This window comes from Arcobacter ellisii, from assembly GCF_003544915.1.
Classification (GTDB): Bacteria; Campylobacterota; Campylobacteria; order Campylobacterales; family Arcobacteraceae; genus Aliarcobacter; species Aliarcobacter ellisii.
The window spans coordinates 2,273,039-2,289,768 of the sequence record NZ_CP032097.1; the positions used below are offsets into that span (position 1 = coordinate 2,273,039).

The 16,730-nt window shown below is 33.0% G+C and carries 10 protein-coding genes, 2 tRNA genes and 3 rRNA genes; 7 read left to right on the forward strand and 8 right to left on the reverse strand.

The annotated features are described in order from the left end of the window. Positions 1-4 precede the first annotated feature (4 nt). The 7 genes from tlyA to AELL_RS11570 are packed head-to-tail and all read left to right on the forward strand — an operon-like array spanning position 5 to position 5,987. On the forward strand, positions 5-715 hold the full coding sequence (gene tlyA / locus AELL_RS11540; protein WP_118918100.1) for a 23S rRNA (cytidine-2'-O)-methyltransferase TlyA: 711 nt from the start codon (positions 5-7) through the stop codon (positions 713-715). After that, entirely contained in the window at positions 684-1,529 is an 846-nt protein-coding gene (locus tag AELL_RS11545; protein ID WP_118918659.1) for a bifunctional riboflavin kinase/FAD synthetase, read from the forward strand. Before tlyA ends, AELL_RS11545 begins: the two co-directional genes overlap by 32 nt. Positions 1,530-1,553: 24 nt before the next feature. Beyond that, entirely contained in the window at positions 1,554-2,264 is a 711-nt protein-coding gene (cmoA, locus tag AELL_RS11550) for a carboxy-S-adenosyl-L-methionine synthase CmoA (protein WP_118918101.1), read from the forward strand. A 17-nt stretch (positions 2,265-2,281) separates the two neighbouring features. Continuing rightward, entirely contained in the window at positions 2,282-2,788 is a 507-nt protein-coding gene (bcp, locus tag AELL_RS11555; protein WP_118918102.1) for a thioredoxin-dependent thiol peroxidase, read from the forward strand. 11 nt (positions 2,789-2,799) lie between these two features. Beyond that, positions 2,800-3,798 (forward strand): plasminogen-binding N-terminal domain-containing protein, encoded by a 999-nt coding sequence (locus AELL_RS11560; RefSeq protein ID WP_118918103.1) that lies wholly within the window; start codon positions 2,800-2,802, stop codon positions 3,796-3,798. Then, positions 3,798-5,186, forward strand: a complete 1,389-nt coding sequence (locus tag AELL_RS11565; RefSeq protein ID WP_118918104.1) for an FAD-binding oxidoreductase — start codon at positions 3,798-3,800, stop codon at positions 5,184-5,186. Before AELL_RS11560 ends, AELL_RS11565 begins: the two co-directional genes overlap by 1 nt. A gap of 6 nt (positions 5,187-5,192) precedes the next feature. After that, the gene (locus AELL_RS11570; RefSeq protein WP_118918105.1) at positions 5,193-5,987 is read left to right on the forward strand and encodes a YihY family inner membrane protein; all 795 of its coding nucleotides are present in this window, start codon (positions 5,193-5,195) and stop codon (positions 5,985-5,987) included. Positions 5,988-6,017: 30 nt separating this feature from the next. Here the strand turns inward: AELL_RS11570 and AELL_RS11575 are convergent, their stop codons facing one another. From AELL_RS11575 to clpA, 8 genes are all read right to left on the reverse strand, one after another. Further along, positions 6,018-7,787 (reverse strand): hypothetical protein, encoded by a 1,770-nt coding sequence (locus AELL_RS11575; protein WP_118918106.1) that lies wholly within the window; start codon positions 7,785-7,787, stop codon positions 6,018-6,020. A gap of 224 nt (positions 7,788-8,011) precedes the next feature. Next, positions 8,012-8,127, reverse strand: a 5S ribosomal RNA gene (rrf, locus tag AELL_RS11580). A gap of 144 nt (positions 8,128-8,271) precedes the next feature. Further along, positions 8,272-11,184 (reverse strand): 23S ribosomal RNA (locus AELL_RS11585). A 319-nt stretch (positions 11,185-11,503) separates the two neighbouring features. After that, positions 11,504-11,579: transfer RNA gene (locus AELL_RS11590), tRNA-Ala, on the reverse strand. Positions 11,580-11,610: 31 nt separating this feature from the next. Then, positions 11,611-11,687, reverse strand: a tRNA-Ile gene (locus AELL_RS11595). An 81-nt stretch (positions 11,688-11,768) separates the two neighbouring features. Further along, a 16S ribosomal RNA gene (locus tag AELL_RS11600) occupies positions 11,769-13,286 on the reverse strand. Together the 16S, 23S and 5S rRNA genes with 2 tRNA genes alongside form the textbook arrangement of a ribosomal RNA operon. A 504-nt stretch (positions 13,287-13,790) precedes the next feature. Next, complete coding sequence (locus AELL_RS11605; protein ID WP_118918107.1) at positions 13,791-14,429, reverse strand: c-type cytochrome; 639 nt, start codon at positions 14,427-14,429, stop codon at positions 13,791-13,793. Between the two features lie 72 nt (positions 14,430-14,501). Next, positions 14,502-16,730, reverse strand: a complete 2,229-nt coding sequence (gene clpA / locus AELL_RS11610; RefSeq protein WP_118918108.1) for an ATP-dependent Clp protease ATP-binding subunit ClpA — start codon at positions 16,728-16,730, stop codon at positions 14,502-14,504.

A 16,730-nucleotide genomic window follows, 5' to 3' on the forward strand; every position in this document is an offset into this window, starting at 1 on the left:
ACCCATGAGATTAGATTTATATTTAACTACAACTTTTAATGTCCAAAGCCGAAATAAAGCGAGCGAACTAATAAAATCCAATAAAGTTAAATGCGATGGTGTGATTATAACAAAACCATCTTTTAATGTTGAGGAAAATCATAAAATTGAACTTTTAGAAGAAGATTTTTACGTATCAAGAGCTGCTTATAAACTAAAATATTTTTTAGAAGAATTAAAAAATTTTGATTTAAAAAATAAAAATGCTTTAGATATTGGAAGTAGTACAGGTGGATTTACACAAATTTTACTAGAAAATAAAGTTTCAAAAGTTACTTGTGTGGATGTTGGAAGTAATCAACTACATGAAAAAATAAAAAATGATAAAAAAATATCATTTTTTGAAAACACCGATATAAGAAATTTTCAAAGTAATGAAATATTTGATGTTATTACTTGTGATGTTTCATTTATCTCTATTTTAAATATTATTGAAGATATAAATAGATTAGCTTCAAAAGATATTATTATTCTTTTCAAACCTCAATTTGAAGTTGGAACAAAAGTTAAAAGGGATAAAAAAGGTGTTGTAAAAGATAAAAATGCTATAAAAAAAGCAAGAGAAACTTTTTTAGAAAAAACAGAAACTTTAAAGTGGAAACAAATATATACAAGTTTTAGTAAATTACAAGGAAAAGATGGAAATGAAGAAGAACTCTTCTACTTTAGTAAATAAAAATACAATCACATCTATTGCTATTGGAGGATTTGATGGTATGCATGTTGCCCATCAAGAACTTTTTAAAAACCTAGATGAAAATGGTGCTATTGTATCAATCGAATCAGGATTTGCAAATCTTACTCCAAAAGTTTATAGACAAGAGTATAGTAGTTATCCAATCTATTATTATGTACTTGATAATATAAAACATCTTGAAGGTGACCAATTTATAAAACTATTAAATGAAGAGTTCCCAAATTTAAAAAAAATAGTTGTTGGTTATGATTTTTGTTTTGGTAAAAATAGAAGATATTGTATTGAAAAATTAAAAGAACTTTTTCATGGAAATGTAAAAATTATTGATGAAATAAAAATAGATGATATTGCTGTTCACTCAAGAGTTATTAGAGAATATTTAAAAGATGGTGAAATTGAAATTGCAAATAAACTTTTAGGCAAAGAGTATAAAATTTATGGGCATCAAATCAAAGGGCAAGGACTTGGCACTAAAAGTTTTGTTCCAACAATAAATCTAAAAGTGGAACAATTTTTACTTCCAAAAGAGGGAGTTTATATTACTAAAACTATTTTAAATGAAATAGAATATAACTCAGTTACTTTTTTAGGTCATAGAGTTACAACAGATGGAAGTTATGCCGTTGAAACACATATTTTAGATGAAAATATAATAAATGACACATATACAATTCAGATAAAATTTATAAAAAAAATCAGAGATAATCTAAAATTTGATAGTTTTGATGAGTTAAAAAATCAAATAGATAAAGATATAGAAACAACAAAAAATTACTTTATTAATGTTTATTAATATGCATTTAGATAAAATATTAGAATGATAGATAAAGTATTTAATAAATCAATTACCAAACAGTTTGAATTTGATGAAGAAGTAGCATCAGTATTTGACGATATGTTAAATAGGTCAGTTCCTTTTTACAAAGAGATGCAAAGATTATCAATAAATTTTGCTTGCAATTTTTTAAATGAAAATGATAAAGTTTATGATTTAGGTTGTTCAACTGCTTCAACTTTAATAGAATTAAGCAAACACTGTATTCATAACTTACAACTAATTGGTATAGATAATTCAGAAGCTATGTTAAATCGAGCAAGTAAAAAAGCTAAAGCATTTGGAGTTGATATAAACCTTATAAATGCTGATTTACATGATGTTTCTTATGATGATGCAAAACTAATTCTTTCAAACTACACTTTACAATTTATCAGACCTTTACAAAGAGAAAAATTAGTAAAAAAAATATATGATTCTTTACAAGAAAAAGGTATTTTTATCTTTAGTGAAAAAGTAATCTCTTCAAATTCTACTTTAAATAAACAATCTATTGATGAATATTATGAGTTTAAAAAAACTCAAGGATATAGTGAATTTGAAATATCTCAAAAAAGAGAAGCTTTAGAAAATGTATTGATTCCATATACAGAAGAAGAAAATAAAAAAATGATTTTAGATGCTGGATTTAGTCATTGTGAAACAATTTTCAAATGGGTAAATTTTGCAACATTTATAGCAATAAAAAAATAGATAAAAGGATTTTTAATATGTTAAAAGTTGGAGATATAGCACCTAGTTTTTGCGCACCAAATCAAGATGACGTAGAAATTTGTTCAAGAGATTTAGCAGGAAAATGGATAGTTCTATACTTTTATCCAAAAGATTTAACTCCAGGTTGTACAACACAAGCTTGTGATTTTACAGATAAACACTCATTTTTTGATGATTTAGATGCAGTAATTTTAGGTGTTAGTGCTGATGATACTGAAAAACACAGAAAATTTATTGATAAATATGATTTAACAATAACTCTTTTATCTGATACAAATAAAAAAATGTGTGAAGATTATGGAGTTTGGCAATTAAAACAATTTATGGGTAAAGAGTTTATGGGCGTAGTAAGAAGCACTTTTATCATAAATCCTGAAGGAAAAATTGCTGCAATTTGGGATAAAGTTAGCGTTAGAAAGAAAAAAAGTGTAAAAGGTGAAAAAATAGAGATTTTACATGTAGATGAAGTTAGAGAAAAACTTCAAGAATTACAATCAAATTAATAGGAATAAAAATGGGAAAGATATTTAATAAAGTTTTATTATTAGGTGCTGTTTCTTTAATGTCAAATACTTTATTGGCACAAGAAACTATTTGTTTCAAAAATGGTGTTGATAAACCTTCAATGATAGAAGAAGTTGCACTTGATGGAGATGTTTGTAAAGGAACTTTAACTGTTAATGATATGAAAAGTAATGGTTGGGATGTTTTAGATATAAAAATTTCAACTTCTCAAAATAAACTTAATTATTCATACTATTTTTATAAAGGGAATACTCCTACTTCAAAAACTCTTTTAACAACTTCAGTTTCACAAGAACCAACAACAAATACAAGTGAATTTTCAGTAAAACCAATTGGTACAAAAATCACAAATGTTGAAAATAACAAAAGTACAATAAATATTGGAAATTTAATAGTTGGTCAAACAGGAATTGTTGTTCATATTTATGATAATGATAAAAGACAAATCGTTTCAAATACAAAAGTTATTAGTACAAATGCAAACTCTTCTGTAATAGAATTCTTCCCATTTGATGACCTTTTACAAGAAGCACTTCCAACATCAAATAGACAAGTTTCAATAAACGATGTTGTTGTATTAAATTATATGTATAACTCTTCGCTTTTAATTGCTCCATCACTTGATTCTTTTCAGGCAGTAAGAAGTAATTTCAAATCAAATAACTTTATACACTCAGACATTTTTGCTGCAAAATTAAAAGTTACAAATACTCCATTCCCAACAAAAGAAGATATACAAAAGTTTGCAATTGAGCAAAATTTAGGAACAATTTTCTTTGTATTAAATAATAAAGTATATGTTGTTGATACAAAAACTTTTACTATTCTTGCAAAATATAATTTTGCATATGAAAATAAAGAGTATCAAATGCCATTTTACACAAGAGTTGAAGAAATTGAAGGTTCAATATTTGATTTCTCATTCTTCTCAAGTAATGAAGATTTAACTTATGATGAATATTATGAAAAAGTTTTAGGATTAAAATAATGATTGATAAAAAACATTTAGATTACCTTACTTCTATTGTAGGTGAGGAAAATATAAAAAGCGATAAAGCTCACTTAATCGCTTTTTGTTATGATGCAACAAGAACAAGATTTGAACCAGATGCTGTTGTTTTTCCAAGACATGAGCAAGATGTAAGTGATATTTTAAAATATTGTAATGAACACAAAATTATAATCGTGCCAAGAGGTGCAGGTTCAGGATTTACTGGTGGTGCATTACCTGCAAATGGTGGAATTATTTTAAGTCTTGAGAGACACATGAATAAACTTCTTGAAATTGATATGGAAAATATGGTTGGAGTTGTTCAACCAGGACTTATAAATATGCAATTTCAAAAAGCAGTAGAAGAAGTTGGATTATTTTATCCACCAGATCCTGCAAGTGAAGAGTATTCTACACTTGGTGGAAATGTAAGTGAAAACGCAGGTGGAATGAGAGCAGCTAAATATGGTATTACAAAAGATTATGTAATGGCTTTAAGAGCAGTTCTTCCAAATGGAGATATTATAGTTGCTGGTAAAAAAACTATTAAAGATGTTGCTGGTTACAACACAGCTGGAATTTTAATAGCAAGTGAAGGAACTTTAGCAGTTATCACAGAGATTACTTTAAAACTAATTCCAAAACCAAAATACAAAAAAACATATATGGGAGTTTTCCCTTCAGTTGATAGTGCAATGACAGCTGTGTTTAAATCACTTGCAGCTGGTGCAAATCCAGTTGCTATGGAATTCTTAGATGCACTTGTAATTAAAGCTTTAAGACAAAAATTCCCACAAATTTCACTTCCTGAACATGCTGGTGGAATTTTAGTTGGTGATGTTGATGCAAGTAGTGAAGCTGAAATTGAATCACAACTTCAAACTTTAAAAGAGTCATTTGCTGCAAATGGTTCAATTGATTTTATCATAGCACGTGATGAAGAAGAAGGTAAAAAACTTTGGTTTGCAAGACGAAATGCAAGTCCAGCAACAATGATTTATGGAACAAAAAAATTAAATGAAGATATTTCAGTTCCAAGAAGTAAACTTCCAGTTGCATTAGAAGGAATCTATAAAATTGGTGAAAAATATGGATTCAACGTTCCTTGTTTTGGCCATGCAGGTGATGGAAATATTCATGTAAATGTTATGGTAAAAGATAAAAACAATGAAAAAGAGATGGAAGATGGACATAAAGCTATTGAAGAGATTTTCCAATATGTTGTTGATTTAGGTGGAACTTTAAGTGGTGAACACGGAATTGGAACTTCAAAAGCTCCATTTATGCATATAGCATTCACAGAAGCTGAAATGAATCTATTTAGAAGTATAAAAAAAGCATTTGACCCAAATAATATTTTAAATCCATTTAAAATGGGACTTTAATGATAAATGAATAATATAGGAGAAGAAAAAAGCTTTTTAAAGAAGTTTATAAAAGGTTTAGATTCATTTTTTAATGATGACACAACTTATTATGCAGCTTCTTTAAGCTTTTTTACTATCTTCTCTATTTTACCTATCATTGCACTTATTATTGCAATAATCTCAAATTTTTCTGAATTTAACAACTATTTAGATATTTTTATAAACTACATTTTTAGCCTTATTAATCCTACACACTCTACAGATATTGTAGAAGCTTTAAAAAAATATATATCAAACTCTAATCAATTGGGATTTTTAGGTATAGTTTATATGATTTTTGTATTTATAATGTTTTTCAAAGATTATGAATATATTGTAAATAAAATACATCATGCAAAAAGAAAATCTATTCATTTTTCATTTATATTTTATACTTTATATCTAATTGTTGTTGCTTTATTATTCACAGCTTCAAATATTTTAATCTCTTTATATAATAATGCAATTTTAACTATTGTTTTATCATATATTTTTGCATGGCTTATTTTTTTTAGTTTATTTAAACTTAGTGTTAATAAAAAGATTGATGATAAAGCTGCTATTATCTCTTCCCTTTTAACATTTATTGTTTTAACTGTTACAAAAAATTTATTTATCTATTATGTAATCTATAATAAAACTTATGCAACGATTTATGGTTCTCTTGCAACTTTATTATTTACATTTTTTTGGATATATATTTCTTGGATTATTTACCTTTATGGCATAAAAATGTGTCATAAATTAAATATGATAGAAGAATTAAAGAAAAAAATTTAAAAGAGTAGTAAAACTACTCTTTTAGTTTTTTTAGTCAGCTGGTAAATCTATTTGAATAGTATTTTGAATTAATACTTTATAACTCGTATCTTCACTATTTGAATATACGTTATAGTCAATACTGTCAATATTTTGTGTTCCAACTGAACTCCATATTCCACTATCACTAACCAAACTAACACTATCTGAACTATCTCCCATAATTCTTAAAATACTATCCCCTCCTGAATCTGTCATTTCAACTACATCTGAAAAAGACAATTTTGTTAGGTAATTTGAATCAGAATCCCTTGATAAATCAATTTGTTCAATATCTTTAATATTTGAAGTATCGACAGTTGAAAAATCAATATCACTTCCACCTGTCAATCTCAAAGTATCAACCCCATCATTAGAATCAACATAAGCAAATGTTTCAAATGTATCACCGCCATTTGATTCAGTTGAAATTACTGAAGCCTCTATGCTATCTTTTGGGATTTGGTCGTCACTTGTATATAAATATTCACCATGACCATTTTCATCTAATGGAATTATTATTGTTTCTCCACCAATATTAACACTAACATCAGATAAAGTCTCACTACCATCTGTATCTGTTGATAAAGCATCAAGTGAAATATCATACTCATAAGAGGTAACTATATTATCAATCTCTTTTGTATATGGTTCAACTTCTTGCATAATAGTTGCTTCATAAGCATCTATGTGTATTGAAGAAGAGCCATTACCAGAACTTCCTGTATGTATCACTTCAAATGTATCAAATAAATATTCCGTCGCATAAGAATATTTTCCATCTACCAAAGCAAGACTTCCTTGTGGTTCTCCATCATTATAAAATATAATTTCACCATTAGCTTGACTTTGTCCATGACCATTTTCATTACCTGTTAAATCAACAGTTAATGATAGTGTGTTTGTATCTCCACCTAAAGTCAAATTCCCTGTAGATTCTTTACTTCCTTTATTAAGAATTATTTTATCATTTCCATTTAACAATACATCAATATCAATATTTTTATAGTAATTATCTCCTATACTAAAGATACCTTCTTCTTCATTCTTATCAGTATCAATAACGGTAGTAGTTCCTATTTTATTATATTTAATTGTTTCATTTACAACAATATCTAAATTTGGTTCAGATGCAGTTAAATCGGGAACTGGTTCTTCTGGTTCATCTGGTTTATCTGGTTTATCTGGATTATCTGAATTATCTAGTTCATCATCTATTGGTGCTTCTGTTAAAATTTCACCTAAAACAGTATTATCAGCTTCCACAGTGTCATCAATAACAGCTAAAGTTTCTTCAGCATCTCTTAAATCTGTAACAACATTAGTTTCACCAGCTGTTCTATCTTCTAATCTTAAAGGTACAATTCCAACTGGTTCAGTTGTAGTTTGATCAGCACCAGCTGCTGCTACATCTAAATTTTCGATTTGAGCTAAAGTAAGAGTAGCTTGTTCGTTATTTTGGTTAGGATCTTGTTGATTATTTGTTGCTTGTTCTAATAAGTCACCAACTTGACTATTTGGAACAACTGTATCTTCTGGGATTTCCCCTGATAATAATGTAATATCAAAAAGTTGTTCATTACTTCCAACTACTTTTGTTTGACCTAGATTATTTACTAATGAAATTAAGATTGAATCTTCATTACTATTTGATGAACTACCAATTAACTTATCACCTTCAAATAATGTACTTCCAACTTTGGCAACTTCTAAAGTTCCATCTGGATGTTTTATAAAAAACGATCCATTTCCTGATACTATTTTTCCAATTATATTTGCCATTGTAATCTCCTAGTAATATTTTTATTCATATACAAGTATATTCCATTTTTGTATAAATTGTCTATTGTACTTAGGTGCAAAAAGGGGTAAAGCTAAAAACCGAAAAGAAAGCAAGGAGTAAAAAGGCTAGGTGTTTAGGGGGGGTGTAAAAAAAAAGCTTCTTCCAAGAAGAACTTGAGTAAGGAGTTCAAATTGGAAAAAGCTTTGTGTGTAAAAAACTCAAGAGCTGGCAGCGGCCTACGTTTCCACCAGGGGACCCGGCAGTATTATCGGCGATGAAGTGCTTGACTTCCAGGTTCGGAATGGGACTGGGTATTTCCACTTCTCTATAGCCACCAGCAAAGTTGAGTATTAAATCTAAAAAAAATAAACTTAATACTCAACTCGTAAGGAGTTAAGAAAAAATAATGTTAAAGTCTTTCACAATTTTTGTCTATCAAATATATAAGATATACATTTAATAAGATAGTAAACCAAAGAATTTGTAAATAAGCCAAACGTTCTATTAGTACTGGTCAGCTAAACGCCTTACAACGCTTACACATCCAGCCTATCAACCAGCTAGTCTTGCTGGGAACTTCAGGGAAAGTTAATCTTAGAGTTGGCTTCGAGCTTAGATGCTTTCAGCTCTTATCACATCCGTACGTAGCTACCCAACGATGCTCTTGGCAGAACAATTGGTACACCAGTGGTACGTTCATCCCGGTCCTCTCGTACTAGGGACAAATCTCTTCAACTTTCCTACGCCCACGGAAGATAGGGACCGAACTGTCTCACGACGTTCTGAACCCAGCTCGCGTACCGCTTTAAATGGCGAACAGCCATACCCTTGGGACCTACTTCAGCCCCAGGATGCGATGAGCCGACATCGAGGTGCCAAACCTCCCCGTCGATGTGAGCTCTTGGGGGAGATCAGCCTGTTATCCCCGGCGTACCTTTTATCCTTTGAGCGATGGCCCTTCCACACAGAACCACCGGATCACTATGACCGACTTTCGTCTCTGTTCGACTTGTATGTCTCACAGTCAAGCTAGTTTATGCCATTATACTCAACTGGCGATTTCCATCCGCCATGAACTAACCTTTGTAAGCCTCCGTTACTTTTTAGGAGGCGACCGCCCCAGTCAAACTACCCACCAGACATTGTCCTGATACAAGATAATTGTACGCAGTTAGTAACTCAAATATTCAAGGGTGGTATCTCAAGGATGGCTCCGACTCTACTTGCGTCTAGTCATCATAGCCTCCCACCTATCCTGCACATGAATATCCAAGCTACAGTGTCAAGCTGTAGTAAAGGTGCACGGGGTCTTTCCGTCTTTCCGCGGGTAGGAGGAATTTTCACCTCCACTACAATTTCACTGGATCCCTGGTTGAGACAGCTCCCATCTCGTTACGCCATTCATGCAGGTCGGTATTTAACCGACAAGGAATTTCGCTACCTTAGGACCGTTATAGTTACGGCCGCCGTTTACTCGGGCTTCAATCAAATGCTTCGCTTGCGCTGACATCATCAGTTAACCTTCGAGCACCGGGCAGGCGTCACACCTTATACATCCACTTACGTGTTAGCAAAGTGCTGTGTTTTTGGTAAACAGTCGGGAGGGACTCTTTGTTGCAACCTCTTTCGCTTTTTGAAGCAAGTTCATATACAAAAGTAGGCACACCTTATACCGAAGATACGGTGCTAGTTTGCAGAGTTCCTTAACCAGGGTTCTTCCACGCGCCTTAGAATACTCATCCCACCCACCTGTGTCGGTTTACGGTACGGGCAACATATAATATACTTAGTGGCTTTTCTTGGCACGACAGTATCATCGATTCTCCATCTCCTCCGAAGAGTGTCAAGAGCCTGTAAGATCTCGGCCTAACGTTACCCGGATTTGCCTAAGTAACAGCCTACGTCCTTCGAGCCACTATTCCATCAGTGACCTCGATTAACTCTATGCGTCCCCACATCGCGCTTATATGTTGGTATTGAAATATTAATCAATTTGCCATCGTCTACCCCTTTCGGACTCGACTTAGGACCCGACTAACCCTACGATGACGAGCATCGCGTAGGAAACCTTGGGTTTTCGGCGTTGAGGATTCTCACCTCAATTATCGCTACTCATGCCTGCATGCTCACTTCTATCCGCTCCAACGCTCCTTACCGGTACATCTTCTACGCTGAATAGAACGCTCTCCTACCACTCAATTAAAATTGAATCTAAAGCTTCGGTGTACATCTTAGCCCCGTTATATTTTCCGCGCAGAATCACTAGACCAGTGAGCTGTTACGCTTTCTTTAAAGGATGGCTGCTTCTAAGCCAACCTCCTGGTTGTCACAGTAACTCCACATCGTTTTCCACTTAGATGTAACTTAGGGACCTTAGCTGTTAGTCTGGGTTGTTCCCCTCTCGACGATTGATTTTATCACCCACCGCCTGACTCCTGTGATTCCACATATGGTATTCATAGTTTGATAGGGTTTGGTACCGCGGTAAGCAGCCCTAGCCCATTCAGTGCTCTACCCCCATATGCTACAACACAAGGCTATACCTAAATATATTTCGGAGAGAACCAGCTATCACGAAGTTTGATTGGCCTTTCACCCCTATCCACAAGTCATCCGGAGACTTTTCAACGCCTATCGGTTCGGTCCTCCACTGGCTCTTACACCAGCTTCAACCTGCTCATGGATAGATCACTTCGTTTCGGGTCTGCAGCATCTGACTAAATCGCCCTATTAAGACTCGCTTTCGCTACGGCTTCGTACTTGACTTAACCTTGCCAGATACCACAACTCGCAGGCTCATTATGCAAAAGGCAGTCCATCACCCTGATAAATCATAGGGCTCTGAATGATTGTAAGCTAATGGTTTCAGGTTCTATTTCACTCTCCTCGCTGGAGTACTTTTCACCTTTCCCTCACGGTACTTGTTCACTATCGATCTGTAAGTAGTATTTAGGATTGGAGGGTGGTCCCCCCGGTTTCAGTCAAAATATCACGTGTTCCGACCTACTCAGGATACCATTAGAGCTATTGAGAATTTAAATTACAGGAGTTTCACCTTCTATGCTACACTTTTCCAAGTATTTCATCTATCCTCTTTAGTCTCACGTTATGGTCCTACAACCCCCAATGCAAGCATTGGGTTTGTCCTAATCCGCTTTCGCTCGCCGCTACTGACGGAATCTCGTTTGATTTCTCTTCCTCTGGCTACTGAGATGTTTCACTTCACCAGGTTAGCTCCCCGTAGGGTAACATATATCTCTATATGCTGGGTTGCCCCATTCAGAAATCCCCGGATCAAAGCTCTTTGGCAGCTCCCCGAGGCTTATCGCAGCCTAATACGTCTTTCATCGCCTCTTACAGTCTAGGCATCCACCATTAGCCCTTAATAGCTTATTAATAAATAGAGTTAAACTCTATCGCATTTTTGATAATATTCTTTGGCTACTATCTTATTAAACATATTATTTAAAATATATCCAATAAAATAATGTTGTGTTCTATCTAATTTCTTAGATATGAAATTTTTTTTGTTTTAAATTATTTAATCTATATAAAAATCTCTTTTTATATCTATTATTTAATTCTTACGAAAAAATTAAAGACTTTAACATTATATTTTTAAATATCGTTTTGATTTTGAAAATCAAATATAAATTCAATCTCTTATTGAACTTATATTTAACTTCTTAAATCTGATGAACTTATTAGTTATAGGTGGTGGAGAATAGCGGGATCGAACCGCTGACCTCCTGCGTGCAAAGCAGGCGCTCTCCCAGCTGAGCTAATTCCCCAACCTAAATTAATCTTTACTAGATTATTTAATGGTGGGCCTATCAGGACTTGAACCTGAGACCTCACGATTATCAGTCGAGCGCTCTAGCCAGCTGAGCTATAGGCCCCTTTACTACCTATTTAAATAATCTTTATAAACCGAATATAAAATCTCTGGAAGTAAGAAACGAATCTTACTTCTCTCTCTGAAAGGAGGTGATCCAACCGCAGGTTCTCCTACGGTTACCTTGTTACGACTTCACCCCAGTCGCTGAATCCACTGTGGAAGGTAGCTACTTTAGCATCCCCGCTTCGAATGAGTTCAACTCCCATGGTGTGACGGGCGGTGAGTACAAGACCCGGGAACGTATTCACCGTAGCATAGCTGATCTACGATTACTAGCGATTCCAACTTCATGTAGTCGAGTTGCAGACTACAATCCGAACTGGGAGATATTTTTGAGATTTGCTCCACGTCACCGTATTGCTGCTCTTTGTATACCCCATTGTAGCACGTGTGTAGCCCTGGACGTAAGGGCCATGATGACTTGACGTCGTCCTCACCTTCCTCCTACTTGCGTAGGCAGTCTCCTTAGAGTTCTCAGCCGAACTGTTAGCAACTAAGGACGAGGGTTGCGCTCGTTGCGGGACTTAACCCAACATCTCACGACACGAGCTGACGACAGCCGTGCAGCACCTGTATATAAGTTTCTGCAAGCAGACACCAATCTATCTCTAGAAAGTTCTTACTATGTCAAGTCCAGGTAAGGTTCTTCGTGTATCGTCGAATTAAACCACATGCTCCACCGCTTGTGCGGGTCCCCGTCTATTCCTTTGAGTTTTAATCTTGCGACCGTACTCCCCAGGCGGTACACTTAATGTGTTAACTGCATTACTGCAAGGTCGAGCCTCACAACAACTAGTGTACATCGTTTAGGGCGTGGACTACCAGGGTATCTAATCCTGTTTGCTCCCCACGCTTTCGCGTCTCAGCGTCAATAATGTTCCAGTAGATCGCCTTCGCAATCGGTATTCCTTCTGATCTCTACGGATTTTACCCCTACACCAGAAATTCCATCTACCTCTCCCACATTCTAGGTATACAGTTTCAAAAGCAGTTCAATAGTTGAGCTATTGGATTTCACTTCTGACTTATATACCCGCCTACACGCTCTTTACGCCCAGTGATTCCGAGTAACGCTTGCACCCTCCGTATTACCGCGGCTGCTGGCACGGAGTTAGCCGGTGCTTATTCATATAGTACCGTCATTATCTTCCTATATAAAAGGAGTTTACGCACCGAAATGTGTCATCCTCCACGCGGCGTTGCTGCATCAGACTTTCGTCCATTGTGCAATATTCCCCACTGCTGCCTCCCGTAGGAGTCTGGACCGTGTCTCAGTTCCAGTGTGACTGATCATCCTCTCAAACCAGTTAGGCGTCATAGCCTTGGTGAGCCATTACCTCACCAACAAGCTGATACCATACAGACCCATCCTTAAGCACTAAAGCGTTTCCCTTGCATACTTATGTATTAAAGGCATATAGGGCATTAGCAGTCGTTTCCAACTGTTATTCCTTTCTTAAGGGCAGGTTATCTATACATTACTCACCCGTGCGCCACTTAGCTGACAATTATAGCAAGCTATAATCCGTTCTCGTTCGACTTGCATGTGTTAAGCACGCCGCCAGCGTTCACTCTGAGCCAGGATCAAACTCTCCATAAATTATAGAGTTTTTGAAACTGACAAATTTTATAACTCTTCAATTACAAAATTATCACTCAAATTTTATAGACAAGTATTTGTTTTACCAAATTTTCTTGTTTTTATATTTTTTAACATTTATTCTTATTTTTAATCTAAATAAACATAGATTTTTTATAAGAGTTCTATATTCGGTTTATAAAGATTACTTTACAAACTTTCATTCATTTTTAAAGATCATTCCAGACTCGATTGAATCGTTTCTCTTCAAGCTTTTCGTTTGAAGCGTTCCAGTCAAATTGGACGGGAATTATAATAGATTTTTATTTACTTGTCAATACCTTACAGCTTAAATCTAGCTAAAATTTTTAAATTTATGCTTTTTACTATTCTTTTATTGCCTTTTTCTCTCCCATTTTCTCTTTTACTAGGTTTTTATTGTATTGTTTTGTCTTTTTTATGAAAAGTAATTTATAAGTATTATATAAAAGGTAAAAACCTTTTATATTTTTAATTGTAGATGAATTATAAGTTAGAGATAAATGTAGCTAATGCATCAATTTCTGCATCAGTTTTTGAATCAATTTGTGTTTTCATTATATTTTTCATAACTCCACCATAAGTTCCAGCTTTATAACCATTTAATGCATTAATAGTTTTTTCTTTATCCCAACCTGCAATAATTTGAGATTTTCCTAAAGCTTCTTTTTCACCTTTTTGACCATGACAAGATGCACATGCTTTAAATAATAGTTCGCCATTAGGTCCTTCTTCAACTTTAACTACTTCTTGAACTTCATTTGTTGCAGTTGATATTACTTCTTTCACATCATTTTGTGTTTCGTTTACTTTTTCAGCTACATTAGATACTTGAGTTGTAATTGTTTCTTTAACTTCTTGAGCAACTGGTACAATCGCTTCTTTTACATCTTGAACAGTATTTTCAGTTACTTTATTTGTTGCTTCTTCAACTGTTTTTGAAACTTCTGTTGCAGCAGTTGTTACTGTTTGTGCTACTTCTTTTGCTGCTTCATTTACAACTTCTTTTGTTGTTTCTTGTTTTGTTGTAACCTCTGCTGTTGCTTGTTCTGTTTTTTTATCATCACCACATCCACTTAATAGTAATACTGCAATTGCAGCTGAACTTAATAAAATTTTATTCATTCTTTTTCCTTTTTCATTAATTGTTAAAAATCATATTTTTTATTATAACTAAACTATTGTATAAAAATTGTGTCAAAGACTTTTATATGTAAATACAAAGTCATTATCAAAATCAATTTTTACAATTCCACCTTTTTTAAGTTTTCCAAATAATATCTCATCTGTTAAAGGATTTTTAATTCTTTCGGAAATAACTCTATTAAGTGGTCTTGCACCCATAGCTTTATCATAACCAAGTATTGCTAACTCTTTTTTAGCTTTTGCACTAATTTCAATTTTTATTTTTTTATCTACTAATTGTTTTTCTAAATCTTCTATAAATTTACCTGCAACTTTAGCAACAATATCCATACTTAATGAATCAAATGTTACAACAGCATCAAGTCTATTTCTAAATTCTGGAGCAAAGAATTTATTTATTGCTTTATTCTCATTTAATTTTTCATTTTTTGCAAATCCCATTACATTTGCTTCTGTTGCACCTAGATTTGATGTCATTATTAAAACTACATTTTGGAAATCTGCTTTATTTCCACTATTATCAGTTAATTCAGCATTATCCATAACTTGAAGTAAAATTGACATTAAATCAGGATGAGCTTTTTCAATCTCATCTAATAATAAAACTGTATGAGGATGTTTTCTAATAGCTTCTGTTAAAAGTCCACCTTGTTCAAATCCAACATACCCTGCAGGTGCTCCAATTAATCTTGAAACTGTATGAGCTTCCATATATTCACTCATATCAAATCTTTCAAAATGAATTCCTAATTGAGTTGATAACTCTTTTGCTACTTCAGTTTTACCAACTCCTGTTGGTCCACTAAATAAGAAACTTCCTATTGGTTTTTTATCAAGTCCAAGTCCAGCTTTATTTCTTTTTATTGATTGAACAATAGTTGTTATTGCTTTATCTTGTCCAAATACTCTTTTTTGCATATTTTTTTCTAATGATTTTAAAAGAGTTAAATCTGATTTTGTTGCACTTCTTTCAGGAATATGTGCCATTTTTGCAATAGTTGATTCAACATCTTTAGAAGTAATTGTTATATTTGATTCAGATTTTGTTTTTAAAGATGTTGATAAACTAATTTTTTTAGAAGCCCCAACCTCATCAATAACATCAATAGCACAATCAGGTAAAAATCTATCAGTGATATATTTTTTACTAAGTTCAACTGCACTAGAAATTGCACTTTTTGAATATTTTACGCCATGATACTCTTCATATTTTGATTTTAAACCCTCTAAAATTAAAATTGAATCTTCAATACTTGGTTCTTCAACATCTACTTTTGCAAATCTTCTACTTAAAGCCTTATCTTTTGCAAAATCATTTCTAAATTCACTAAAAGTTGTTGCACCAATACATCTTAATTTTCCATTTGCAAGCATTGGTTTTAAAATATTTGAAGCATCCATAGCACTTCCACCAACACTTCCAGCGCCAACAATAGTGTGAATTTCATCTATAAATAAAATTGCATTTTTTATTTTTGATACTTCTTTTAAAAGAGTTTTTAATTTTTTCTCAAAATCTCCTCTATATTTAGTTCCAGCTAACATAGAACCCATATCTAAAGAAAAAACTTTTGATTTTAATAAAAATTCTGGAACTTGTTCTTGTGCAATTTTTAAAGCTAATCCTTCTGCAATTGCTGTTTTCCCAACTCCTGGTTCACCAACAAGTATCGGATTATTCTTTTTTCTTCTACTTAAAATCTCAATTACTCTTGAAACCTCTTTTTCTCTTCCAATAACAGGGTCAATTTCACCTTTTTTTGCAAGAGCAACAAGTTCAGTAGAATTTTTATCTAAAACTTTATTATCATTATCTGCGCTATTTTCTAAAGTTTCATCTTCATCATCTAACTCTTTATGTGAAATCTCTTCAAGTATATCAACTCTTTGAATCCCTAATTTTTTCAATAAATATGTAGCATATGAATTTTCATCTTTTAAAATAGCAACAAACATATCTTCAACATTTGCATTTGTTTTTCCACTTGTTTGTGTATGGGAAACCATATATTCAATAGTTGAAGCTAAAGATAAAGTTTCCATTGGTTCTTCATTTATATTTTGATCTGCTGGGAATTTTGGAGTATTTTCATCAATATATTTTTTTAATTCTTCAAATAGTTTATTTGTATCAACTCCCAAATCTATAAAAAGATTTTCTATTGTTTGGTCATGTATTAACATTAAAAAAATATGTTCTACTGTTAAATACTCATGTTTACTACTTTTTGCATAACCAACAGCTTGTGCAAAAATATTTCTTAATTCTTTACTTATCAT